The 23074-nt window shown below is 67.2% G+C and carries 22 protein-coding genes, 1 tRNA gene and 1 pseudogene; 7 read left to right on the plus strand and 17 right to left on the minus strand.

Translation table 11 applies throughout. The features are described 5' to 3' along the window. Positions 1-14 precede the first annotated feature (14 nt). The 3 genes from ACTHJF_RS15355 to rpiA are packed head-to-tail and all read left to right on the plus strand — an operon-like array spanning position 15 to position 1784. Positions 15-632, plus strand: coding sequence for a 5-formyltetrahydrofolate cyclo-ligase (locus ACTHJF_RS15355; RefSeq protein WP_440267882.1), 618 nt, complete (start codon positions 15-17; stop codon positions 630-632). After that, positions 629-1096, plus strand: a complete 468-nt coding sequence (locus ACTHJF_RS15360) for an EVE domain-containing protein (protein WP_440267883.1) — start codon at positions 629-631, stop codon at positions 1094-1096. The genes ACTHJF_RS15355 and ACTHJF_RS15360 overlap by 4 nt, the downstream gene beginning before the upstream one ends. 52 nt (positions 1097-1148) lie before the next feature. After that, positions 1149-1784: a ribose-5-phosphate isomerase RpiA gene (gene rpiA / locus ACTHJF_RS15365; protein WP_440256388.1), complete on the plus strand. Its 636-nt coding sequence runs from the start codon at positions 1149-1151 to the stop codon at positions 1782-1784. A gap of 109 nt (positions 1785-1893) precedes the next feature. Here rpiA and ACTHJF_RS15370 read toward each other — a convergent pair. From ACTHJF_RS15370 to rplM, 3 genes are all read right to left on the minus strand, one after another. Further along, positions 1894-1968 (minus strand) — tRNA-Gln (locus ACTHJF_RS15370). A gap of 12 nt (positions 1969-1980) precedes the next feature. After that, complete coding sequence (rpsI, locus tag ACTHJF_RS15375; protein WP_431634445.1) at positions 1981-2373, minus strand: 30S ribosomal protein S9; 393 nt, start codon at positions 2371-2373, stop codon at positions 1981-1983. Between the two features lie 9 nt (positions 2374-2382). Then, positions 2383-2811, minus strand: a complete 429-nt coding sequence (gene rplM / locus ACTHJF_RS15380; RefSeq protein WP_431634446.1) for a 50S ribosomal protein L13 — start codon at positions 2809-2811, stop codon at positions 2383-2385. 261 nt (positions 2812-3072) lie between these two features. Here rplM and coq7 point away from each other — a divergent pair, with 261 nt between their 5' ends. After that, positions 3073-3714, plus strand: coding sequence for a 2-polyprenyl-3-methyl-6-methoxy-1,4-benzoquinone monooxygenase (gene coq7, locus ACTHJF_RS15385; RefSeq protein ID WP_440267884.1), 642 nt, complete (start codon positions 3073-3075; stop codon positions 3712-3714). Between the two features lie 57 nt (positions 3715-3771). Here coq7 and speD read toward each other — a convergent pair whose 3' ends face one another. Further along, complete coding sequence (gene speD / locus ACTHJF_RS15390; RefSeq protein ID WP_049622792.1) at positions 3772-4557, minus strand: adenosylmethionine decarboxylase; 786 nt, start codon at positions 4555-4557, stop codon at positions 3772-3774. A 290-nt stretch (positions 4558-4847) separates the two neighbouring features. On the opposite strand from speD, the gene crp reads away from it, so the two are divergent. Beyond that, complete coding sequence (gene crp / locus ACTHJF_RS15395; RefSeq protein ID WP_431634448.1) at positions 4848-5543, plus strand: cAMP-activated global transcriptional regulator CRP; 696 nt, start codon at positions 4848-4850, stop codon at positions 5541-5543. A gap of 63 nt (positions 5544-5606) precedes the next feature. Here crp and ACTHJF_RS15400 read toward each other — a convergent pair whose 3' ends face one another. The 13 genes and pseudogenes from ACTHJF_RS15400 to ACTHJF_RS15460 all read right to left on the minus strand — a co-directional run bounded on the left by ACTHJF_RS15400 (position 5607) and on the right by ACTHJF_RS15460 (position 18264). Further along, a complete protein-coding gene (locus tag ACTHJF_RS15400; RefSeq protein ID WP_440267885.1) occupies positions 5607-6560 on the minus strand; it encodes a bifunctional helix-turn-helix transcriptional regulator/GNAT family N-acetyltransferase in 954 nt (317 codons plus the stop codon). Between the two features lie 127 nt (positions 6561-6687). Continuing rightward, positions 6688-7386, minus strand: a complete 699-nt coding sequence (locus ACTHJF_RS15405; protein ID WP_440267886.1) for an HAD family hydrolase — start codon at positions 7384-7386, stop codon at positions 6688-6690. A gap of 4 nt (positions 7387-7390) precedes the next feature. Continuing rightward, on the minus strand, positions 7391-8185 hold the full coding sequence (gene trpC / locus ACTHJF_RS15410; protein WP_440268161.1) for an indole-3-glycerol phosphate synthase TrpC: 795 nt from the start codon (positions 8183-8185) through the stop codon (positions 7391-7393). 67 nt (positions 8186-8252) lie between these two features. Next, complete coding sequence (trpD, locus tag ACTHJF_RS15415; protein WP_440267887.1) at positions 8253-9302, minus strand: anthranilate phosphoribosyltransferase; 1050 nt, start codon at positions 9300-9302, stop codon at positions 8253-8255. Next, positions 9299-9898, minus strand: a pseudogene (locus tag ACTHJF_RS15420) (anthranilate synthase component II). The gene trpD and the pseudogene ACTHJF_RS15420 overlap by 4 nt, the downstream one beginning before the upstream one ends. 286 nt (positions 9899-10184) lie before the next feature. Then, a complete protein-coding gene (locus tag ACTHJF_RS15425; protein WP_440267888.1) occupies positions 10185-10358 on the minus strand; it encodes a hypothetical protein in 174 nt (57 codons plus the stop codon). Positions 10359-10436: 78 nt separating this feature from the next. Then, positions 10437-11567: an NAD(P)/FAD-dependent oxidoreductase gene (locus tag ACTHJF_RS15430; RefSeq protein ID WP_440267889.1), complete on the minus strand. Its 1131-nt coding sequence runs from the start codon at positions 11565-11567 to the stop codon at positions 10437-10439. Continuing rightward, entirely contained in the window at positions 11564-12802 is a 1239-nt protein-coding gene (locus ACTHJF_RS15435) for a dicarboxylate/amino acid:cation symporter (RefSeq protein ID WP_440267890.1), read from the minus strand. The genes ACTHJF_RS15430 and ACTHJF_RS15435 overlap by 4 nt, the downstream gene beginning before the upstream one ends. Continuing rightward, positions 12799-13539, minus strand: a complete 741-nt coding sequence (locus tag ACTHJF_RS15440; protein ID WP_440267891.1) for a L,D-transpeptidase family protein — start codon at positions 13537-13539, stop codon at positions 12799-12801. Before ACTHJF_RS15440 ends, ACTHJF_RS15435 begins: the two co-directional genes overlap by 4 nt. Positions 13540-13600: 61 nt before the next feature. Then, entirely contained in the window at positions 13601-14455 is an 855-nt protein-coding gene (locus ACTHJF_RS15445) for a MurR/RpiR family transcriptional regulator (RefSeq protein WP_440268162.1), read from the minus strand. 10 nt (positions 14456-14465) lie between these two features. After that, on the minus strand, positions 14466-15563 hold the full coding sequence (locus ACTHJF_RS15450; protein WP_431634459.1) for a dipeptide epimerase: 1098 nt from the start codon (positions 15561-15563) through the stop codon (positions 14466-14468). Positions 15564-15674: 111 nt separating this feature from the next. Continuing rightward, entirely contained in the window at positions 15675-17084 is a 1410-nt protein-coding gene (locus tag ACTHJF_RS15455) for a C40 family peptidase (RefSeq protein ID WP_440267892.1), read from the minus strand. Positions 17085-17112: 28 nt separating this feature from the next. Further along, positions 17113-18264: a DUF819 family protein gene (locus ACTHJF_RS15460; RefSeq protein WP_440267893.1), complete on the minus strand. Its 1152-nt coding sequence runs from the start codon at positions 18262-18264 to the stop codon at positions 17113-17115. 143 nt (positions 18265-18407) lie between these two features. On the opposite strand from ACTHJF_RS15460, the gene ACTHJF_RS15465 reads away from it, so the two are divergent. Both ACTHJF_RS15465 and ACTHJF_RS15470 read left to right on the plus strand, forming a co-directional pair. Next, positions 18408-19955 carry a transglutaminase-like domain-containing protein gene (locus ACTHJF_RS15465; RefSeq protein WP_440267894.1) on the plus strand — a complete coding sequence of 516 codons (1548 nt, stop codon included), beginning with the start codon at positions 18408-18410 and terminating at the stop codon, positions 19953-19955. A 49-nt stretch (positions 19956-20004) separates the two neighbouring features. Then, the gene (locus ACTHJF_RS15470; protein ID WP_440267895.1) at positions 20005-23037 is read left to right on the plus strand and encodes a TonB-dependent receptor; all 3033 of its coding nucleotides are present in this window, start codon (positions 20005-20007) and stop codon (positions 23035-23037) included. Positions 23038-23074 lie beyond the last annotated feature (37 nt).

Genomic DNA, 23074 nt, shown 5'->3' on the forward strand with positions numbered 1-23074 from the left:
GGAGACGCGCAACCGTGGATGCCATCGCCCAGCGACGCGAGCTGCGCCAGCGCCTCACCGAGCGTCGCAAGGCGCTCACTCCGCAGCAACGCATTGCGGCGGCTCAGGGGCTGCGCCGTAGCCTCGAGCAGTTGCCCGAATACCACACCGATGCACGGGTGGCCGGCTACTGGGCGGTGAACGGCGAGCTGGCGTTGAACCTGGTGATCCCGCCGCTGCTCGCGCGCGGCCAGCAATTCCTGCTGCCGCTGCTGGGCGCCGAGCGCCAGCTGCGCTTCGCGCCGTGGAGCGCGGGTGAGCCGGTGGAGCCCAACCGTCACGGCATTCCCGAACCGGTGCAGGTACGCGCTCCGCTGGCGCCGTTCCAGCTCGACCTGGTGCTGGTGCCGCTGCTGGCGTTCGACCGGCGCGGCCAGCGGCTGGGTTACGGCGGCGGCTATTACGACCGCAGCTTTGCCTTCCTCAACGAGCAGGCACGCCCCACCGAACCGCTGCTGGTGGGCATCGCCTACGATTTCCAGGAAGTGGAGTCGATCGAGCCGGCGCGCTGGGACGTGCCGCTGGACTTCGTCGCCACCGATCGCGAGCTGATCGACTGCCACGCCGAACGCCCACGCGAGACCCACGCATGAGCCCTGCCCGCATCTCCCACTGGTTGATGAAGTCCGAACCGGACACCTTTTCCATCGACGACCTCAAGGCACGCGGCAACGAACCGTGGGACGGCGTGCGCAACTACCAGGCGCGCAACTTCATGCGCGACGGCATGCGGGTGGGCGACGGCGTGTTCTTCTATCACTCCAACTGCGCCGAGCCGGGCATCGTGGGCCTGGCCAAGGTGGCTTCCGCCGCCTATCCGGATCCCAGCCAGTTCGACCCGAAGAGCGACTACTTCGATCCAGGCGCCAGCCGCGACAACCCGCGCTGGATGCTGGTGGACGTGGCCTTCGTGCGCAAACTCAAGCGCACCATCACGCTCAAAGAGCTGCAGGCGCTGCCATCACTGGCCGAGATGGCCCTGGTGCGCAAGGGCAACCGGCTCTCGGTAATGCCAGTGACCGCGGCCGAGTGGAAGACCATCCTCGGCCTCGAATGACACCGGTCGGCCCGGCGCTCGACTCCCCTCTCACGTTCCGGAATCCTTGCCCATGAGCAACGAAAAGAAACTCGCCGGTGAAGCGGCCATCCGCTTTGTCGAAGACGGCGCCATCGTCGGCGTCGGCACTGGTTCGACCGTGGCCTACTTCATCGATGCCCTGGCCGATCTGCGCGAGCGCATCCGCGGCGCCGTATCGAGCTCGGAGCAGTCGACCGCGCAACTGAAGAAGCACGGCATCGAAGTGCTCGACCTCAACAGCACCGGCCAGCTCGCGCTCTACGTGGATGGTGCCGACGAGTGCGATCCGCACAAGCGCCTGATCAAGGGCGGCGGCGCGGCGCTGACGCGCGAAAAGATCATCGCCCAGGCCAGCGAGAAGTTCGTCTGCATCATCGATTCGAGCAAGCAGGTCGACGTGCTCGGCAAGTTTCCGCTGCCGATCGAAGTGATTCCGATGGCGCGCAGCCTGATTGGCCGCGAGATTGCCCGCCGCGGCGGTCATCCAGTGTGGCGCGATGGCGTGGTCACCGACAACGGCAACTGGATCATCGACGTGCACGGCTGGCAGATCACCGATCCGGTGGCGCTGGAGCAGGATCTGAACCAGCTGCCGGGCATCGTCAGCGTGGGCCTGTTCGCCCGCCGCCCGGCCGATATCGTGCTGGTGGGCGACCGCCAGATCTGAGCACGCGCGGTGGCGCCCCGCTCGGACGCCGCACGCAACTCAGACAACAAAAAACCCGCCGGCAGGCGGGTTTTTTGTGTCGATCGCTACAGCTGACCGGCGTCTTGTTTGGCAGCCCCGGAAGGATTCGAACCTCCGAATGCCTGAGTCAGAGTCAGGTGCCTTACCGCTTGGCGACGGGGCTATGAAACTAAGTTTAGCGCTTGGAGAACTGCGTGGCGCGACGCGCCTTGTGCAGACCGATCTTCTTGCGCTCGACTTCGCGGGCGTCACGGGTGACGAAACCGGCCTTGCGCAGCGGCTGCTTCAGGGTTTCGTCGTACTCGATCAGCGCGCGGGCGATGCCTAGACGGATCGCACCGGCCTGGCCGGTGATGCCGCCGCCGGCGACGGTGACCTTGATGTCGAACTTGTCGGCACTCTGGGTCAGCTCGAGCGGCTGGCGCACGATCATGCGCGAGGTCTCACGACCGAAGAACTGCTCGAGGGTCTTGCCGTTCACTTCGATCGCGCCGCTGCCCTTGCGCAGGAACACGCGGGCGGCGGAGGTCTTGCGGCGGCCGGTGCCGTAATTCTGCTGAATCGCCATGAGGTTTCCTTAGATTTCCAGCGCCTGCGGCTGCTGGGCGGTATGCGGATGTTCGGCACCGCCGTAGACCTTGAGCTTGCGGTACATCGCACGGCCCAGCGGGTTCTTCGGCAGCATGCCCTTCACGGCGATCTCGATCACGCGCTCGGGGTGGGTGGCCAGCAGATCACGCAGGTTGGTCGTCTTGAGGTTGCCGACGTAGCCCGTGAAACGGTGGTACTGCTTGTCGTCCAGCTTGGCACCGGTGACGGCCACCTTCTGCGCGTTGACCACGACGATATAATCGCCGGTATCCACGTGCGGGGTGAATTCCGGCTTGTGCTTGCCGCGCAGGCGGCGCGCAATCTCGGTGGACAGACGACCGAGCGTCTTATCCGTGGCGTCGATCACGAACCAGTCGCGCTTGACGCTTTCCGGCTTGGCGCTGAACGTTTTCATTTCGGAATACCTGTTGGCCGCCGTGAGGGCGGTGACGGAAATCGGGTCAAACAAAGGTGCGAGATGATAGCGGAGCTTTCATCCATCGCACAAGCCCACCGGTGGGCGAGCTGCGAGCCGGCAATCTTAGCATGGACCACCCCAGGCTTGAAAAGCCCCGGAACCGCCGCGCCGGACCTGCGGCGCACTGCCGGCTTTGCGCAGGCGGTGCCGATGCCGTCCAATACCTCCAGCTGCACGCCCTAGTCCCTGGAGATCCCCATGCCCGCACGCCAGCTCAGTCCTTTCGACCGCTTGATCGCGGGGTTCGAACGCGCGCTGGAGACGGTGGCCGGCGATCCGGAGGCGGCCCGGCCATCGCCGGCCGTCGACCTGAAAGAAGCCGAGTTGGACCCGCGCCAGCGCCGCCATGCCGCGGGCCTGATGCGCATCAACCACACCGGTGAGGTGTGCGCGCAGGCGCTGTACGACGGCCAAGCCGCGCTGGCCCGCAACGAGGACACCCGTCGCCACCTGCAGCACGCCGCCGCCGAGGAAACCGACCACCTCGCCTGGTGCGCCGAGCGCCTGCGCGAGCTGGACAGCCGCCCCAGCCTGCTCAATCCACTGTGGTATGCGGGCAGTTACTTCATGGGCGCAGCCGCCGCGCTGGCCGGCGATCCGGTCAGCCTGGGCTTCGTGGTGGAGACCGAGCGCCAGGTCGAGGCGCATCTGGCCGAGCATCTGGAAACCCTGCCCGAGCAGGACGAACGCTCGCGCGCCGTGCTGACGCAGATGCAGGAGGACGAGGTGCGTCACGCGGACGAAGCGGCGGCCCGCGGCGGCATTGAGCTGCCCTTCCCGATTCCCCCGCTGATGCAGCTGACCTCGCTGGTGATGAAGAAGGTCGCCTATCGCCTGTAGCCGCCCACGGCAGCGGCGACCCCGACACGAAAAACCCGCCTTTCGGCGGGTTTTTCGTTACATCAGGTTGCGGCCGTGGAAGAGCTCCTCGATCTCGCGTCGCAGCAGCGACTCGATGCGCTGGCGCTCCTTGAATGAGAGGTCGTCTGCATGTGCCTCGAACAGGTAAGTATCCAGATCGAAGTCCTTGATGTGCATCTTCGTGTGGAACATGTTTTCCTGGTACACGTTGACGTCGAACATCTCGTACTTCTGGCGGATGTGCCGCGCCAGGTAGTCCTGCACCGAGTTGATCTTGTGGTCGATGAAGTGCTTCTTGCCCTTCACGTCTCGGGTGAAGCCACGCACGCGGTAGTCGGCGATGACGATGTCCGACTCGAAGCTGTCGATCAGGTAGTTCAGCGCCTTCAGCGGCGAGATCACGCCGCAGGTGGCCACGTCGATGTCCGCGCGGAACGTCGCGATGCCGTTGTGCGGATGCGTTTCCGGATAGGTGTGGACGGTGATGTGGCTCTTGTCCATGTGCGCCACCACGGCACCGGAGATGGTGTCGCGGCCGAGCTTCTCCACCACCGGCTCCTCGGAAATGAGGATGGTGACCGAGGCGCCCTGCGGGTCGTAGTCCTGGCGCGCGATATTGAGGATGTTCGCGCCGATGATCTCCGCCACGTCGGTGAGGATCTGGGTCAGGCGATCGGCGTCGTACTGCTCGTCGATGTATTCGATGTAGCGCTGGCGCTGCTCTTCGGACACCGCGTAGCAGATGTCGTAGATGTTGAAGCTCAGGGCCTTGGTCAGGTTGTTGAAACCCTGCAGGCGCAGACGGGGAAGTGGTTTCACCACGGCAACTCTCCATGGCCGCATGGCGGCCAGCAGCAGAGGCGGGTTAGCGACAAGGGTCCCCGCTGGATGATACGGCACGAAAACAACTAGCTTCCGCGACCCTTGTGACCGACGCGCGACACGTCATCGGTACTGGAAGACCGCCAAGTATGCGGTAAAAAGGATGAAAACTGAAACTGCGTCCCGGGCGGCGGGTTTGCCATAATGCGGCGCGACAGGGGAAAAACACTTACGCTCACGCAGGGTCTTGCCTGACCGCCGGCCTGGGTCACCTTCATTCGGAAAACATCGTGGCGCAACTCAAATACCAGCTGCAGCAAGCTTTCGAACGGTCCCAGGCTCCGCTGGGATTCGCCCCCGATCCGGCCTCGATGGAGCGTTTCCTGGCGCTGTGCCACCGCCGCCGCTATCCGGGCAAGACCGCGATCATCCGCCCCGGCGATCCGGCCAACACGCTCTACTACGTGATCGAGGGCTCGCTGGCGGTCTGTACCGAGGACGAGCAGGGGCGTGAGCTGATCCTCGCCTACATCAGTCGTGGCCAGTTCATCGGCGAGATGGGCCTGTTCGTCGAGCAAGCGCAGCGCGAATCGATGGTGCGCACGCGCACCCCGTGCGAGATGGCTGAAATCAGCTACGAGCGCCTGTTCCAGCTGATGGAAGGCCAACTGCGCGAGGAGTGTCCGAAGATCCTGTTCGCGATCGGCGCCCAGCTCACCAACCGCCTGCTACGCACCTCGCGCCAGGTCAGCCGCATGGCATTCATGGACGTCACCAATCGCATTTCGCGTACCCTGCTCGACCTGTGCCAGGAGCCGGATGCGATGACCCACCCGGACGGTACCCAGATCCGCATCTCGCGCCAGGAAGTGAGCCGCATCGTCGGCTGCTCGCGCGAAATGGTCGGCCGCGTGCTCAAGCAGCTCGAAGAGCAGGGCATGATCCAGGTGTCCGGCAAGACTATCGTGGTGTTCGGCACCCGCTGATGCTCCGCCGCCTCCCGCCGGGCGGGAGGCGCAGCGGCTAACCGCCGCCCGCGCGATCGGCGCTCACTCGCTCCGCTGATAGACCATGTAGACGTCCGCCCGCTCGTAGTGCGAGCCCGGGCGGATGGCTGGCTGCATCACGAAGCCCGCCTTCTCGTACATGCGCAGCGCGGTCGTGAGGCGGCTGTTGGACTCCAGGAACAGGGTCTGTCCGTTGCGGCGGTGAAACTCGGCGATGCACGCGTCGAGCAGGCGCCGGCCGGCGCCGAGTCCGCGGAAGGTCTCGTCCACGCCCAACTTGGTCAGCTCGAACACCCCGGGCGACTCCTGCAGCAGGGCGCAGGTGCCGATCACCTCCTCGCCAAGACGGGCAAAGAAGATCGCGCCACCGGGCTCGACAATGTGCCGCTCGGGGTCGCTCAGCACGGCGCGGTCGATATCCTCGATGCGGAAGTGGCGCTCCAACCATTGGGCATTCAAGCGGTAGAAATGCTCGCGCAAAGCCGGGACGAACGGCACGATTTCCACCGGCGTGGCCACGATCGCGGCGTGCTCGGCAAGGATCGCCGCCGTCACCGGGCGCTCCGCCAGGGCGCGCTCGCACGCGGCGATGGCCTCGAGCAGATGCGTCGCCTGCTCCTGCAGCGCGACGTTGACCCCACGGCGCACCGCACACCAGATCGGCCCCAGACCGCCGAGCGACGCGTGCGCCTGGTCGGTGAGCGCGAGCACGGTACGGCGGCCATCCGCCGGATCACGTTCGCGGCGCACCATGCCGGCACGCACCAGCTTGTCCGTGAGCTGGCTGACGGCCGAGTGGGTCTGGCCGATCGCGTCGGCCACCTCGGTCACCGAGTGGGGGCCGGCGTCCCACAGGTAGCGCAACACCGGTAGCCAGCGCGATTCGATGGGCGCGCCGAGAGTGCGGTAGACCTCGTCCGCTGCCCCGTAGAAGTGATCGCTGAGTGCCTTCAGGCGGCTGCCGAGGGCCAGCTTGCCCAGGGATGCGATATACATGGAGCGCTCACGGGTTAGATGCGTAAGCGCTAACGTACCTGGGGGAATGGCCGCGACTCAAGTGCCTCCTTGCATCCAGGTGCGCCCCCCCCAACTCAGGCGAGTGAAAAGTGCGATACCACGGCCCTCAGTACCAGGCTACGCGCTCCACCGGTCGCCCCAGCGCCTGTTCGATCCGCTTGCATAGCTTCGGCGTGCCGTTGACGAGTACGGGCTCGGCGGCGGCCTTGAGCATCTGCACGTCGTGCAGGGAGTCGCCATAGGCACGCTGCCAGGTGGGCACGCCGTAGGCGGCCAGGGCTACGGGCTTGCCGGCACCGACGTTATGGTGGGCCACGCGCATGCCGAGCCAAGCGGGCCTGAGCCGGGAAGCGACCAGCTCGACCTCGACCAGTCCGAGTTGCGCCAACAGGCTCTGCGCCAGCGTGTGCTCACAGCCGGTCACCACGATCACCCGATCGCCCTGAACCTGATGGCGGCGCAGCGCGAGCAGCGCATCGCGCTGGAATTGGCGCGGACGGCGCACCAGCCGCGACGCGAAATCCTGGGCCAGCTCACGGTAGCGCCGCTCGCCGACCCCCAACAGCCCCACATGCACCAGCGTGCGCATGGCCAGCCGCCATGAAAACGGTCGCACCAGCGCCAGCCAGGGCAGCGCCGGCAGCAACAGCAGCTTGCGGGTCATGCCGGCGTAGCGCTCGCGCATGAAGCGGGCGAAGGTGTCGTCCACGGTGATCACACCGTCCAGGTCGAACAGCACCGTGCGCGGCCCAGCCGCCGGCTCCGCCGCGGCCTCGCCCGGCACCGGGATCAGCACCTCGTCCATGGGTTCAATCCGCTTCGAACAGGCGCTTGAGCTCGGTGCCCGGATCGACCGCACGCATGAACGCCTCACCGACCAGGAACGCGTGCACGCCCGCTTCGCGCAGCTCGCGCACGTGCTCGGGCGTGTGGATGCCGGACTCGGCCACCAGGATGCGGTCGTACTCCACCAGCGGCTGCAACTCCAGCGTGGTTTCCAGCGTGGTCTCGAAGGTGCGCAGGTTGCGGTTGTTCACGCCGATCATCGGCACCGGCAGTGCCTGGGCGCGCTCGAGCTCCTCGGCGTCGTGCACCTCGCACAGCACGTCCAGATCCAGCTCGGCGGCCAGCAGCGAGAGATTCATCAGTTCCGCGTCGCCCAGCGCGGCGACGATCAGCAGGATGCAGTCCGCGCCTATCGCGCGGGCCTCGTACACCTGATACGGGTCGATCACGAAGTCCTTGCGCAGGATCGGCAGCGAACACGCCTCGCGCGCCTGGTGCAGGAACTCCTCACTGCCCTGAAAGAAGTCCTTGTCGGTCAGCACCGACAGGCAGGCCGCGCCGGCCGCCTCGTAGCTGCGTGCGATCGCGCCCGGGTCGAAGTCGGCGCGGATCACGCCCTTGCTCGGGCTGGCCTTCTTCACCTCCGCGATCACCGCCGGCAGGCCGGCGTCGATCTTCGCTTCCAGTGCGGCGGCGAAGCCGCGGGTCGGCGGCAGGTCGGCCACGCGCGCGGCCAGTTCGTCCAGCGGCAGTCGGGCGCTGCGCTCGGCGATTTCTTCCGTCTTGCGGGCGAGGATGCGATTGAGGATGTCGGCCATGGTCGTGGTGTCGTTGGGGCGCCGCATGCGCGGCGGTCGAGCTGGGCACCGCGCCCGAGGTGGGACGTCAGGTGCCGGCGAGGCGTCGCGTGGTGGAGACGAACTGGGCCATTTTCGCACGGGCCGCGCCGCTGGCGATGGTGGCCCGTGCCAGCGTGATGCCGTCATCGATGCTGTCGACCACGTCGGCGGTATACAGCGCCGCGCCGGCATTGAGACACACGATGTCGTGCGCCACCCCATGCTTGCCGTGCAGAGCTTCTTCCAGCATCGCGCGCGACTCGGCCACGCTCTCCACCCGCAGGTTGCGGCTGGAGGCCATGGCGAGGCCAAAATCCTCCGGCTCGATCTCGTACTCGCGCACCTGGCCATGGCGCAGTTCGCCGACCAGTGTGGCGGCGCCCAGCGAGATCTCGTCCATGCCGTCGCGTCCCCACACCACCATCGCGTGCCTGGCGCCGAGCTGCTGCAGCACGCGCACCTGGATACCGACCAGGTCGGGGTGGAACACGCCCATCAGGATGTTCGGCGCGCCGGCGGGGTTGGTCAGTGGCCCCAGAATATTGAACAGCGTGCGCACGCCCATTTCCTTGCGCACGGGGGCCACCACTTTCATCGCCGGATGATGGTTGGGCGCGAACATGAAGCCGATCTCGGTTTCGGCCATGCAGGTGGCGACCTGATCGGGCTTGAGGTCGATCGAGGCGCCCAGCGCCTCGAGCACGTCGGCGCTGCCGGATTTGGACGACACGCTGCGCCCGCCGTGCTTGGCCACCCGCGCACCGGCCGCCGCGGCGACGAACATCGAGGCGGTGGAAATGTTGAAGCTCGACGCACCGTCGCCGCCGGTACCGACGATGTCGACGAAGTGCTCGTGCGGCGGCGCCTCCACCTTCGCTGACAGCTCGCGCATCACGCGCGCCGCGCCGGTGATCTCGCCGATGGTCTCCTTCTTCACGCGCAGGCCGGTGATGATCGCCGCGGTCATCAGCGGGCTCACTTCGCCGCGCATGATCTGGCGCATCAGCGCGATCATTTCGTCGTGGAAGATCTCGCGGTGCTCGATCGTGCGCTGCAGGGCTTCCTGCGGCGTGATATGGATCTCGCGCGACATCATGCCGCCAGCTTCCGCGCCGGCAGACCGAGGAAGTTCGCCAGCATCGCGTGGCCGTGCTGGGTGAGGATCGATTCGGGATGGAACTGCACGCCTTCGACCGGCAGCGTCTTGTGCCTGAGGCCCATGATCTCGTCGATCGAGCCATCGGCGTTTTCCGTCCAGGCGGTCACTTACAGGCAGTCCGGCAGCGACTCCTGCTAGACCACCAGCGTGTGGTAGCGGGTCGCCTCGAACGGGTCCGGCAGCCCGGCGAACACGCCCTGCCCGCGGTGGCATACCGGCGAGGTCTTGCCGTGCATGATCTGCTTGGCGCGGATCACCTTGCCGCCGAAGGCCTGGCCGATCGCCTGGTGACCCAGGCACACACCGAAGATCGGCAGCTCGCCGGCCATCTCGCGCAGGATCGCCAGCGACACGCCGGCATCGTCGGGCGTGCCCGGCCCCGGCGAAATCATGATGTGCGAGGGCTTGATCGCGCGCACGCCGGCCACGTCCAGCGCGTCGTTGCGCACCACCTTCACCTCTTGTCCCAGCTCGCCCAGGTACTGCACGAGATTGAAGGTGAAACTGTCGTAGTTGTCGATCATCAAAAGCATGTCGTACCGACCCGCCGGATATGCCTGGCATCGACGCGAGGACGTGGGCCTTTCCACCACACGCGCGTCCGGCGCCGATCGCCGTCCAGATAGGTCGGCAGTGTAACGGCATGACGTTCATGCCACATCTACGGCAGACCGGCTTGGCGCTTGTGCGGAACGCCGGCGGGAGATGGGACGCAAGAGCGTCCAGAGACCGTGTCCGCGCCCATGCGATGCCCTCGCACGGGCCGCTTCCATGACCGGATGCGACAGCGTGTCACCGCATCGTCGTTCGCGCGTCAGCTCACGGGATCGCCGCGGCTCGGGAACGCGACCATCGCTGGCGCTGGCCAAGCGTCGCCAGAATGCGCCCATGCAAGGCACGGTAGCGTTGCGCGTGGACCCACAGCAGGCAGGCCACCAGCGCCAGTGCGCCGGGCAGCAACAAGGCGCCGAGGCCGCCGACGGCGAGCGTCATGATGATCCTGGAGCGCATGGCCGCTCTCTCCACAGACTGGATATCTGCAGATCGGCCGATGCCGGGAGAACTGTAGGTTCAGCGCAGACGATCCGGCGTCAGCATTGCTGCAGTGAGGCCGGCGTCCTGCAGGTGCGCAGGCAGTGGGCGGCCCAGCGCCAGGTTCGCGCAGGCCTCGCCCATCGCCGCCGAGGTCTGGATGCCGTAGCCGCCCTGCGCGGCGACCCAGAAAAAGCCCGGCACGTCGCTCGCGAAGCCGCCGACCAGGTCGCCATCGGCGACGAACGAACGCAGCCCGGCCCAGGTTCGGGTGGGGCGGCGGATTTCCAGCGTCGTCGCCTGCTCGATGTGATGGATGCCCAGCGCGATGTCCAACTCTTCCGCCTGCACGTCGTGCGGATGGGTGGGATCGGCATTCGCCGCCGAGCCGAGCAGCTGGCCCGCGTCCGGCTTGAAGTAGAAGGTTTCATCGAGGTCGCAGACGAACGGCCAGTCGGCGGTGGCGAGCCCGGCCGGCGGCTCGAACACGAACGCCGATCGCCGCTTGGGCACCAGTCCCAGCGGCGCCACGCCGGCCATCGCGGCCACCTGGTCGGCCCAGGCTCCGGCGGCATCCAGCAGCAGCGGCGCATGGAACCGTCGATCGCCCACGCTCACCGTCCAGCCGCCACCGTCGCGCTCGATCGCCGTGATCGCCTGGTCCACGTGCAGCGCGCCGCCGCGCGCTTTCAGGCCACGCAGGAAACCCTGGTGCAGTTCGTTGACGTCGATGTCGGCGGCACCCGGCTCGTGCAGGCCGATCGCCGCCGCTTCCGGGCGCAGCACCGGCACATGGTCGCGAACGCGCGAACCGTCGTGCAGCTCCAGCTCGGGCGTGTCGCGGCGCATGGCCTCGAACATCGCGCGCACCTGCTCCGCCTGCTCGGCGCGGCCGATCACCGTAGCGCCGCGCGGCGTGAGGATCGGATGCGCGGCGAAGCCCTCCGGCGGAGCGGCCAGGAACGGACGCGTGGCGCGGGTCAGCGCGCGCACCTGCGGCGTGCCGTAGGTCTCGCTGAACAGTGCGGCCGAGCGGCCGGTGGAATGCATGCCGGCGTAGGGCTCGCGCTCAAGCACGATTACCCGCGCGTGCGGGGCGAGAAAATACGCCACCGAGGCGCCGGCCATGCCGGCACCGATCACGATAGCATCGGCCTGTTCGATGCTCATGCGCCCTCCTTCGCCGACTGCCGCGCCACCACGCTGCTGGCCGTGAGGTCACAGGTGACGTTGCCCAGCGTGGCCAGCGTGTCCGGCAGCGTGTCCACCGCCAGCATCAGGCCGAGCGGCCCCACCGGCACGCCCATCGCCTGCGCCACCGGCAGGTTGGTGGCGATGAAGGTGACCTGCCCCGGCAGGCCCACCGAACCCAGGCTGATCACCACCGCCAGCGCGGCGCCAGCAGCGAGCGCGGCCGGCGACAGGTCGATGCCGTAGGCCCAGGCGATGAACGAGGCCGACACCACGTACTGCACCGGACTGGTCAGCCGGCATAACGACACCGCCATCGGCAGTACCAGCGCGGTGACGCGCTCGGGATAACCCAGTTTGCCGTTCGCGCTTTCCAGCATCGCCGGCAGCGAGGCCAGCGAGGATTGCGTGCTCAGCGCCACCGCCTGCGCCGGCACCAACGCGGGCACGAAACGCCGCCACGTCTCGCCGCCCCAGGTGACCGCCACCACCAGCATCGCCAGCGTCACCGTGACGTAGAGCAGGCACTCCACCAGCACGTAGATGCCCAGCGCACCGAGCATGCTCAGCCCCGCGCGGGCGCATACCGCCAGGATCAGCGCGAACACGCCCAGCGGCGCCACCCACAGCACCCAGCGCACGATCACGATCATCGCGTCGGCGATCGACTGGAAGAACTCCACCAGCATCGCGCGCCGCTCCGGCCTGATCTGGGTGAGCGCAAAGCCGAGGAACAGCGCGAACACCACCAGCGGCAGCATCGCACTCTGCGCGGCGGCGGCGATCGCATTGGTCGGCACGATCGAGGTCACCGCCTCCACCCAACCGGTAGGCGCGGTGCGCGCGGACAGCGGCACGGTGGCGTGGCTCAGCGCCTCGCTCAGCGCCGGGTTGTGCGGGAACAAGCGGAACAGCCACGGCGCCAGCAGCGCGGCGAGAAACGCGCCGCCAGTCAGCAACACCAGGAACACCACGATCGCCCGCCGCGCCACGCGGCCGGACGCCGCCGCATCGCTGGCGGTGTTCACGCCCACCACCACCAGCGACAGCACCAATGGCACCACGGTCATCTGCAATGCCGCCAGCCACAGCTTGCCAGCCGGCTGCACCACGGCGGCCACCTGGGTCGCCAGCACCGGATCGAACGCGGCCAGCCCCAGCCCGACCACGGCGCCGAGCGCCAGACCCAGCAGCACGCGCACGGTCGGGCTCATCGGCTGGCCTCCAGCAGCGGCAGCTGCCAGTCGTCGCGCACGGCGGCGTAGGCCTGTTTCGGCAGCAGCACGAATACCGGATGGTCTTCCGGCTTGAGCCAGCTGAGCAGGCTGCGCATCGATTCGGGCTTCATCGCCGTGCAGCCGGCGGTGCCGGTGGTGGGCGAGGCCCACAGGTGGCCGAAGATGCAGCTGCCGGCACTGGGCCGCGCGTCTGGATTGCTGTCGATGACGAAACCCATCCGGTAGCGCTGGTCGCCGTGCACGTGGATGTCGCGGCGCATCGGCTCGGAAGAGCCCTTCACCGCGTCGACGCCGACCACCTTGGCGTCGACGATTTGGTTGTAGTAGCGCGCACCACTGACGTCCATGCACCAGTCGGTGGCGCTGAGCGCGCGATACGGCATCGCCGTGGCCAGTGTCTTGGCATAGCCGAAGGCGGTGCCGATGCGGAACACGCCCGCCGGGCTGCGGTTGTCGCCCTCGCGCTTGACCGGACCATCGTCGCGCGCCGGCTGCAGGCCGAGTCCCCAGGCCGCGCCCGCCTTCCCGATCACCACCGGCCACGCCGCGCCGACGGGGACCCAGCGATCGTCCTCGCGCACGAAGCGGCGCAGCACGCCCTGCGCGGCGTCCCAGCCATCGACGGTCACCAGCACCATCTGCCGCGCGCCCTGCCACGGCGGCGTGGCCGGCGCGGCGAACGCGTGGACGGAAAAAGTGACGGCGGCGAGCATGGCGGCCCGCCGGAGAAACGAGAAGGAAAAGGTCATCGTATGGCCCTGTCTGCCGGAGCGGTTACGGTTCGAGGATGTGCTGGATCCGCTCGAGGTTGCCCAACAGCTGCGCATGGCGGTCGTCGTGGTCTTCGCACAGCCGCACGAACACGCTGTCCAGCAGATGCTGCATCGCCGACTGGTACAACAGCGACTGGATGTAGGGCTGCTCGTCGTGCGCCGACACCACCAGCGCGACGTCGGCCAGCGTGCGCAGCGGGTTGGCGGTGTGTCGGGTCAGCGTCACCAGCTGGCCGCGGCGCTCGCGGAACTGCCGGGCGATCTTGCCCAGCGCGGCGTGCTGGCCGAATTCGGAGATCACCACCAGCACGTCACCGGCCTGCGCAGCGGCCACGTTGGAGGTCATCCGCACCACGTCGAAACTGTGCACGGTGAGAATGCCCAGCAGCGCCAGCCGCAGCGCGAACGCGCGCACGTGCACGTCGTCGTCGCCCATGCCGAGCAGGAACACGCGGCCGCTGCGCCCGGCCCGATCGATCGCCTCGGCCACTGCCTGGATCGTCGCCGGCGCGTTGATTACCCGCGTCTCTTCCTCGGCCGCGCACTTGCGCCGCCACAGCCGGTCGCCGAGCGCCTCGCTGGCCGCGCCCTGCGCGGGCGACACCGGAGCGGTCTCGCCGGGCGCGGCCCGCGCGATCGCCTCGCCGATGGAGTACTTGAGGTCCGGGTAGCCCTTGAAACCCAGCTTCTGGGTGAACTTCACCACGCTGGACTGGCTGATGCCCAGCGCGTTGGCCAGCTGCTGCGAGGAGTAGTCGCGCAGCAACTGCGCGTTCTCCACGATGAAGTCGGCAATGCGCCGCTCCACCGCCGACATCTGGTCGCGCTCCGAACGGATCTTCACCAGCGGTGACATGCTCACGCCCCTACTCCGACACGGGCTCCAGCCCCCTGATCTCGCGGATGCCCAGACCCGGGGCGTCGGTCACGGAGATCTCCGATTCGTTGAAGAGTACCCCGCCGTCGACCGGATTGAACTGGCTCAGCGAGGGGCCGTCGAGATCGACCTTGGTGATCACGTCGGCCTTGGCCACCGCCACGTGCACCGCGGCGGCCACGCTGATGGAGCTCTCCAGCATGCAGCCGATCATGCATTCCACGCCGTGCATGGCGGCGATGTCGGCGATGCGGATGGCGTTGGAGATGCCGCCGGTCTTCATCAGCTTGATGTTGATGATGTCGGCCGCGCGCAGGCGAATCAGCTCGATCACCTCCATCGGCCCGAACACGCTCTCATCGGCCATCACCGGTGTGTGCACGCGCTCGGTGACGTAGCGCATGCCGGCCAGGTCGCGCGCCTTCACCGGCTGCTCGACCAGCTCCAGCTTGATGCCGGCGTCCTCCAGCGTCTGCAGCGCATAGACCGCCTGCTTGGCGGTCCAGCCCTGATTGGCGTCCAGCCGCAGCAGGGCGCGACCTTCCACCGCCGCGTAGATCGCCTTCACCCGCTCGATGTCGACGCCGATGTCCTTGCCCACCTTGATCTTCAGCGACTCGAAGCCGCGCTCCACCGCGTTGATCGAGTCGGCCACCATCTTGTCGATGTAGTCCACGCTGATCGTAATGTCGGTGGTGATCACCGGATCGCCGCCGCCGAGCAGCTGGTACAGCGGCGCGTTGTAGAGCTGGCCCCAGAGGTCGTACAGGGCGATCTCCACCGCCGCTTTGGCCGAGGAGTTCTTTTCCATCGAACCCTGGATCAGCCCGGTCAGCCGGTTGAGGTCGGCGACCTCCTGGCCGATCAGCCGCGGCGAGATGTAGTGGCGGATCGCGTCGACGATCGAACCGTGAGTGTCGCCGGTGATCACCGCGGTGGCTGGTGCCTCTCCGTAGCCGACGTGGCCGGTGTCGGTGTGCATCATCACCACGATGTCCTCGACCTGGCTCACCGTGCGCAGCGCGGTCTTGAACGGCGTCTTCAGCGGCACCCGCAGCATGCCGAACTGGATGTCTGTGATCTTCATGGGTTCGCTGTCACTTGTCCTGGTTGCGTGATGCTTGGGTGTTTCCGTGCGCACGGGTGGCAACGGTTGAGGGCGAAGTGGATTCCCCACCCCAACAGCTACGCCCACCACTCAATGCCGGATGCGCACGATGCTGGTCATGTGGTCGATGAAGGTGGAGCCGTCCTTGCCGTAGAGCATCGGCAGCAGAGGCGTCACCGACACCGCGTTGAGCTTGACGTGGCGGGTGCTGCCGTCGCCCTGGCGGTAGCTCATGCCCAGCACGTCATGGATCACCCACGGCTGGCCCTGCCACTGGCCGATCACCATCATCACGTGGCCGGGGATGTAGACCAGGTCGCCCGTCTTCAACGCCATGGCGGCCTTGAGCCGTTCGGCATGGTCGTCCCGCGCGGTGAAAGCGCGATGATCCAGCGCGGGGCTGATCGCCTGCCGGCTGGTGTTGCGCGGCATTTCTACGCCCATCGAGCGATACACGTCCGAGACGAAGCCGGAGCAGTCGCGTCCGTCGTAGGCATGGCCCCAGCCGTAGCGCTCGCCGAGGAACTTGAACGCCTGCCGGATGATGTTCGCCTCGGTCAGCGGCAGATAGTCGGGCGAGGTGTCCTTGTTGATCTGCACCAGCGCGGGGGTGAAGGCCAGCGTGCCGTCGTCGTTGCGGACCGGCAGCTCGAGCACGTGCGCGGCATACGGTGTCTGCCCGTTCACCGGCTGGTCTGGCGGCAGATCGGTGGCCAGCGGCACGCGTTCGCCCATGTCCAGCTGCAGCTGCGATACCGCCGGCCGCTCGCGCGTGTAGACCGTATGCACCGTGCCACCGGTGACTACCCGCGCCGCGGTCCGTCCGGCGTAGTCGAAGACCTGCTTCGCGCTGCCGATCGCCACGTTCTCGCGATGCGTCCAGGCGGCGTAGCGTGGGCTCACCACGAACAGCCAGCGGCCGTCGGCGCTGGTGTGCGCCACCACCACCGGCGTGCCGGGGAATTCGGCGGTTTCCTGGAAACGGTCGATGTCGGTATCGCCGGGATGGCTGAACACGCGCAGGTCGGTGGGCAGGCTGCGCAGCGCGGCGCGCTTCACCACCAGGCCGTAGCGGGTCGGCTCGCTGGCAGGCACCGCGTCGCGATGGGCGTTGGCGACGATCGCCTTGATCGTCGCCAACGCCACCGGCTGGCCGTCGACGTCGTACAGCGGCCGGGTCGGCGGCGTCGACACCGTGTCCAGCCAAGCATTCACCTGCGCACGATCCAGCGTGGCCGGCAGCTTGCGCAGGTCGTGCATCGAGGGGTCATCGGCCAGCAGCTTCGCGTTCTGCGCGGCGATCCGCGCCGGTGTCAGCAGCACCGTGTCGGGCTGCGGGCGCAGGCCAATCCAGAACTCCGGTGTGAGCTGCGCCGGGCCTACGCCCAACACGCCCGAGGGCGGCACGGGCAAGCTTTGCTCCGCATGCAGGCCGGGCGACGCGGCCGCGCCAGCCAGCAGCAGGCCCAGGCACAGTGCACGGAACGATGAAATGGTCATGGTCGGATTCCCGTCGTGGAGGACCGGCTCAGGGCACGGCCAGCGTCGACATCACCGACGCCACCAGCAGCCCGAAGGCGGTACCGAGGATGTAGCCCAGCAGGGCGAGCAGGATGCCCACCGGCACCAGCGCGCGCGAATATGCCGCCGCCAGTACCGGGGTCGCCGCCACGCCGCCAATGTGTGCCAGCGAAGAGATGCCGCACAGGTACAGGTCGAAGTGGAAGACCCGCGCAAACCCCACCAGCAGCACCGCATGCAGTGCGATCACGGTGGCGCCGCACAGGATGTACAGCGGGGCCTCGCCCAGGCCGTGGAAGTTACTCTGCGAGGCCAGCATCGCTACCACGAAGATCAGCATCGCGCCGGAGATGCTGCCCGCCCCGGGAAAGCGCGCTACCGGCGTGTGCGCCACCGCCAGGCCGGCCAGGGTCGACAGCAGGATCGTCCAGGTGCCGGCGCTGACCATCTCGGAGGTGGGCAACCAGCCGGCAACCACCCGCGCCAGCGTCGTCGCCAGCAGCGCCGCGCCCAGCCAAAGCAGTACGTTCTCCGGCACGGTGGGGCCGCTCGGCGCCACTTCCGCCACCTCCAGCTCGCCGCTGGATCGCGCGCGGGTCCAGCGGTTGAACGCCGGCGCCAGGCGCGCCACCGAGAACAGCACCACCACCCACATCGAATAGCAGACCGCATCGGTGAGCAGTGACATCGCCAGGTGCGGGTCGGACATGCCGATCGCCTGCTTCACGCCGATCATGTTGGCGGTGCCGCCGACCCAGCTGCCGGACAGCGCGGCCAGCGGATGCCAGTCGTCGCCGGGCAGCCAGTGGCGGTAGATCAGGAAAGTGGCGATGAAGGCGATGAACAGGCTGACCGTGGTGCAGGCAAACACCGCCAGCACGCGTGGCCCGAGCCGGAAGATCGCGCGCAGGTCGCAGTTGATCATCAGCAGGAACAGCAGCGCCGGCACCAGGTTGCCGATCAGCAGCGACTGCGCCTGGTGGATGGCCGGCGTGACCTGCCACACCCCGACGATCGCCATCGCGGTGATCGACAGGTAGACCATCACGATCGGCGGCAACACGTCGAAGATGCGCCAGCCGGTGCGCCGCTCCAGCGCCGGAAAGAAGCCCGCCACCACCAGCATCAGGCCCAGGAAAGGCCATACCGTCTGGATCACCTGCACCCCCTTCGCGTGGCCGCACCCGGCCCTCGTTTGGAATATCTCATTCCATAAAATTTCAATCGCAGCATAAATTATTGACGCTGTTTTGCAAGCGTGCTACACAACGGTTTCGCAAGTTCATGTCGGGGGAAGCACGCATGACGAAGGGCCGGCTGGCGCAGCACGAGCGCAACACCATCACGCATCGCCCCGCGCCTGTCATCGCCGACTGGCGCCGACGCCTGCTCCCGCTGCTGTGCACCGCCCTGCTCGCCGTTCCCGTGCTGTCGCACGCCGCCACTACGGCGTCGTCGACAACGCTGCCGGCCATCATCGCGCAGATCGACGCTGGCCATTTCCAGGCGGCCGATGCGGCAATCACCCAGGCGCTTGCCTCCTCCGATCTCAGTGCCAAACAGCGTGATGCGCTCGGCTTCCAGCGCGAGCGCATGCGCCGGCTGCGGCTGGATTTTTCGCTCGACGCCAGCCAGGTGCAGGCACGCGTGCGCAAGCAGATTCCCGACCTGACCGCCGCCGAGTTCGACCGCTGGGACCGCCAGGGCCTGTTCGAGCACCTTTCCATCGACGGCCACACCTATTACTTCAACCGCTCGCCGGGCAACCTGTTCCGCATCAGCGCCGAGGCGCGCGCGCGCCGCGCCGTGCAGGCACCGTTCGACGACGGCCCCAACGAGATCCTCAACGACCACCACCGCACCGTGCTGCGCGAAGCGCTGGCCAGTGGCCGCACCGGAGTCGACCCGCACCGGGTCGAGGTGACCCAGACGCTCACCGTCGAGGCCGACGCCGTGCCGGCCGGCGAAACGGTGCGCGCGTGGATTCCCTACCCGCGTGCCATCGCGGGCCAGCAGGAAGACATCCGCCTGGTCAAAAGCTTGCCCACCGGCGCCCGCGTCGCTCCCGATTCGGCGCTCCAGCGCACTGCGTATCTCGAAAAGAAGGCGATAGCGGGCCAGCCCACCGTGTTCGCCATCACCTACGACGTCACCGTGCTGGCGCAGTACCACGCGATCGACCCGGCCAAGGTCACCACCGAAAAGATCACCCCGGCGCTGGCGCCCTACGTCGCCGAGCGCCCGCCGCACATCGTGTTCACCGACGACCTGCGCGCGTTCTCGCGCAAGGTGGTGGGCGACGAGAAAGATCCCTACCGCATCGCGCAGAAACTGTTCGCGGCGGTGGACCAGATTCCCTGGGCCGGCGCACGCGAGTACTCCACCATCAGCAACATCAGCGACTACACCCTGCACGCCGGCCACGGCGACTGCGGCGAACAGACATTGCTGCTGATGACCCTGCTGCGCCTCAACGGCATTCCGACGCGCTGGCAATCGGGGTGGATCTTTTCCGATGGCCGCTACAACAACATCCACGACTGGGGCCAGCTCTACCTGCCGCCCTACGGCTGGGTGCCGATGGACGTGACCTTCGGCCAGCTGCAGCCCAAGCCGGGCGACAACCCGGCGCTGCGCTGGTTCTACCTCGGCGGGCTGGACGCCTACCGCATCGCCTTCAACGACGACTACAGCCAGCCGTTCGTGCCGGCCAAGACGTTCCCGCGCTCGGAGACGGTCGACTCCCAGCGCGGCGAGGTCGAGTGGAAGGGCGGCAACCTGTACTTCGACCAGTGGGACTACCACTTCGCCTGGAAGCGGCTGCCACTGCAGGGACGTTCCGACAACTAAACCGGCCGCGACCAAAGGCGGCTCGACAGCAGCAAGGGGAGATGGGGCAATGAGCAGCAGTCGGCACATGTGCAAGACCGCATTGAGTATCGCCTTGGGCCTGGGCCTGATGGCAGCGTTCCCGGCCGCGCAGGCGGCCAACAACGACGGCTCGGTATCCGGCCACACCCGCGCCGGCGCCGTGGTCACGGTAACCAATCCCGAGACCGGGCTGACCCGCACGATTACCGCCGACGGCAACGGCAACTACCGATTTCCGTTCCTGCCGGTGGGCCAATATACGATCAGTGCCAGCAAAGACGGTCAGGCCGTCGCCCCGGCGCGCAATGTCACCGTGGCGTTGGGTACAACAACCTCGGTAGACCTTGGCAGCCTCAATGCCACCGAGCTGTCCACCGTGAGTGTGACGGGATCCGTGCTACCAGTGATCGACGTAAGCTCAACCGAGTCGGCCACCATCGTCTCGCGCGCGGAACTGGCGCGGCTGCCGGTGGACCAGAACGTTACCTCGGTGGCCCTGCTCGCTCCCGGCGTGGTCAAGGGCAACGCCGGCTTCGGCGGCATCTCCTTCGGCGGCTCGTCCGTCGCGGAGAACGCGTTCTACGTCAACGGCCTCAACGTCACCGACTTCTACAACCGCAACGGCTTCTCCGAAGCGCCGTTCGCCTTCTACGACCAGTTCCAGGTCAAGACCGGCGGCTATTCGGTGGAGTTCGGCCGCACCACCGGTGGCGTGGTCAACGCAGTGGCGCGCTCGGGTACCAACGAGTTCAAGGGCGGCACCGAGATCACGATGGAGCCGGGCAACTGGCATTCGCGCGGCCACGACTACTATTTCGATGGCGAGCGCTACTACACCTCCAGCCGCGACCAGGACTCCCTGATCAAGACGAACGTGTGGGCGTCCGGCCCGATCGTGAAGGACAAGCTGTTCTTCTTCGCGATGTACGAGCAGCGCGGCGCCAGTCCGCACAACACCGACGACGTGGGCAGCACGATCACCGACCACAACGCCAATCAGGGGTTCTGGGGCGGCACCATCGACTGGAACATCACCGACAGCAACACCCTGTCGCTGATGGCGTTCTCGGACAAGAACCATGACGTCGGCGACGTCTACAGCTACGACTACGACACCAATACCCGAGTGGCCAAGACCAACCAGGTCTATACCGATACCGGCGGCAAGAACTGGGCGCTTACATGGACCAGCTACCTGACCAACGATCTCTCGATGAAATTGATGTACGGCCGCAACGAGCGGCGCGCCGACATCAGCTCGCAGCGTGATGAGGAATGCAACCGCGTCGCGGTGTCGGCCGGCGTGCCGCTCCCGGCCGGCAACCTCCCACTGGGTTGCACCACCAGCTCGCAGGTCGCCTCGCGCGAGGACACCCGCAAGCAGGCCCGCGCCGATTTCGAATGGACGCTGGGCGACCATCTGCTGCGCTTCGGCTACGACCACGAAGTGGATACCTCCGACTACAACCGGCGCTATCCGGGCCCGGGCGGCTACTACTACAACGTCTATTCAGTACCCAACGGCGGCCAGGTCGGCGATGCCGACGGCGGCGGGCGCGTGCCGGCCGGCGACCCCGCGTGGGTCCGTGTGCGCCGGTACGAGATCGCCGGCACCTTCGCCACCAAGAATTCGGCGTTCTACCTGGAAGACAACTGGCACCTCACGCCGAACCTGATCCTCAACGCCGGCCTGCGCAACGACAGCTTCGACAACCAGGATGCCGCTGGCCGCAGCTACATCAAGATCAGCCGGCAGATTGCGCCACGCCTGGGCTTCTCCTGGGACATGAAGGGCGACGGCAGCACCAAGCTCTTCGGCAACCTGGGACGCTACTACCTGCCGGTGGCCAACGTGATCAACATCAAGCAGGCCGGCGGTCTGCTGGACGAACGCTCATCCCACCGTTTCCTCGGCTGGGAGACGCGCGAGATCAACGGCGTGTCGTACGCCTTCCCGATCGTGGGTGATCCCCTCGCGGGGAGCCACACCGACACCTCGCAAGGCGACGGTTCGGTCGGCGACCTGCGCTCGGAGGTGGACAAGAACATGGATCCGGTCTACCAGGACGAGGCGATCCTCGGCTTCCAGTCGATGATCAACGAGTCGTGGTCGTGGGGCGTCAGCGGCACCTACCGCCGCCTGCACAACGCGATCGACGACATGGAGATCAGCGCCACCGCGCAGTGCGGCGAGAACGGCTACATCGGCTGGGTGATGGCCAACCCCGGCAAAAAAGTCACCGTGTGGGGCGACACCAATTGCGACGGCACCGCCGACGGCTACGTCACCGTCGACACCTCCAAGGAAGGCTGGGCGCTGTATCGCCAGGACGGCGCGGACGCCGACGGCGATCCGATCATGACCTACATCGGCCAGCGCGGCTGGGTGAAGCCGAAGCGCACCTACAGCGCTCTGGAGTTCCAGCTCGACCGCGCCTGGGACGACAAGTGGTCGTTCAACGCCTCGTACGTGTTGGCGTGGAACCGCGGCAATGCCGAGGGCCCGGTCAACTCCGACACCAACTTCGACGATACCGGACGCACCGAAAACTTCGACGATCCGTGGGTCAACCTGGGCGGTGACGGCTACCTGCCGAACGACCGGCGCCACCAGCTGAAGCTGCGTGGCACCTATGCGCTGACTCCGCACTGGCAGCTCAGCGGTGACATGGACCTGCACTCCGGCGGTCCGATCACCGGCTTCGGCGTGGGCAACCCATACGACGCGACGGGCTACCACAGCTATTTCGTCTGCGTGCAGAACTGCGACTCGCCGGTATCCGAGGACCGCGTGTACGAGCGCTCGCCGCGCGGCAAATACGGCCGATTGCCCTGGACCTACACGCTCAACGCCGGCATCGCCTACATCCTGCCGTTCGATCATGGCGGCAACCTGCGCGTGAAGCTGGCGGTCTACAACCTGCTCAATCAGCAGCGCACCGTGCAGGTGAACCAGGACCTGCAGAGCGCGATCTCCAACGAGACCGACACCACGTTCAAACTGCCGATCGGCTTCCAGAGCCCGCGCTTCACGCAGCTGACGGTCGCGGTGGATTTCTAAGGCCACCCTCCCCTGGCCGGCCCGCACCGCTGGTGCG

It is taken from the genome of Dyella sp. (genome assembly GCF_051962475.1).
Lineage (GTDB): Bacteria > Pseudomonadota > Gammaproteobacteria > Xanthomonadales > Rhodanobacteraceae > Dyella_A.

What these genes read in the sequence shown, in the direction of transcription:
- ACTHJF_RS15360 (WP_440267883.1), top strand. Translation starts at nt 629, where the DNA reads ATGAGCCCTGCCCGCATCTCCCACTGGTTGATGAAGTCCGAACCGGAC.
- rpiA (WP_440256388.1), top strand. Translation starts at nt 1,149, where the DNA reads ATGAGCAACGAAAAGAAACTCGCCGGTGAAGCGGCCATCCGCTTTGTC.
- rpsI (WP_431634445.1), bottom strand. Translation starts at nt 2,373, where the DNA reads ATGGCGATTCAGCAGAATTACGGCACCGGCCGCCGCAAGACCTCCGCC.
- rplM (WP_431634446.1), bottom strand. Translation starts at nt 2,811, where the DNA reads ATGAAAACGTTCAGCGCCAAGCCGGAAAGCGTCAAGCGCGACTGGTTC.
- coq7 (WP_440267884.1), top strand. Translation starts at nt 3,073, where the DNA reads ATGCCCGCACGCCAGCTCAGTCCTTTCGACCGCTTGATCGCGGGGTTC.
- ACTHJF_RS15400 (WP_440267885.1), bottom strand. Translation starts at nt 6,560, where the DNA reads ATGTATATCGCATCCCTGGGCAAGCTGGCCCTCGGCAGCCGCCTGAAG.
- ACTHJF_RS15405 (WP_440267886.1), bottom strand. Translation starts at nt 7,386, where the DNA reads ATGGACGAGGTGCTGATCCCGGTGCCGGGCGAGGCCGCGGCGGAGCCG.
- trpC (WP_440268161.1), bottom strand. Translation starts at nt 8,185, where the DNA reads ATGGCCGACATCCTCAATCGCATCCTCGCCCGCAAGACGGAAGAAATC.
- trpD (WP_440267887.1), bottom strand. Translation starts at nt 9,302, where the DNA reads ATGATGTCGCGCGAGATCCATATCACGCCGCAGGAAGCCCTGCAGCGC.
- ACTHJF_RS15425 (WP_440267888.1), bottom strand. Translation starts at nt 10,358, where the DNA reads ATGACGCTCGCCGTCGGCGGCCTCGGCGCCTTGTTGCTGCCCGGCGCA.
- ACTHJF_RS15430 (WP_440267889.1), bottom strand. Translation starts at nt 11,567, where the DNA reads ATGAGCATCGAACAGGCCGATGCTATCGTGATCGGTGCCGGCATGGCC.
- ACTHJF_RS15435 (WP_440267890.1), bottom strand. Translation starts at nt 12,802, where the DNA reads ATGAGCCCGACCGTGCGCGTGCTGCTGGGTCTGGCGCTCGGCGCCGTG.
- ACTHJF_RS15440 (WP_440267891.1), bottom strand. Translation starts at nt 13,539, where the DNA reads ATGCTCGCCGCCGTCACTTTTTCCGTCCACGCGTTCGCCGCGCCGGCC.
- ACTHJF_RS15445 (WP_440268162.1), bottom strand. Translation starts at nt 14,455, where the DNA reads ATGTCACCGCTGGTGAAGATCCGTTCGGAGCGCGACCAGATGTCGGCG.
- ACTHJF_RS15450 (WP_431634459.1), bottom strand. Translation starts at nt 15,563, where the DNA reads ATGAAGATCACAGACATCCAGTTCGGCATGCTGCGGGTGCCGCTGAAG.
- ACTHJF_RS15455 (WP_440267892.1), bottom strand. Translation starts at nt 17,084, where the DNA reads ATGACCATTTCATCGTTCCGTGCACTGTGCCTGGGCCTGCTGCTGGCT.
- ACTHJF_RS15465 (WP_440267894.1), top strand. Translation starts at nt 18,408, where the DNA reads ATGACGAAGGGCCGGCTGGCGCAGCACGAGCGCAACACCATCACGCAT.
- ACTHJF_RS15470 (WP_440267895.1), top strand. Translation starts at nt 20,005, where the DNA reads ATGAGCAGCAGTCGGCACATGTGCAAGACCGCATTGAGTATCGCCTTG.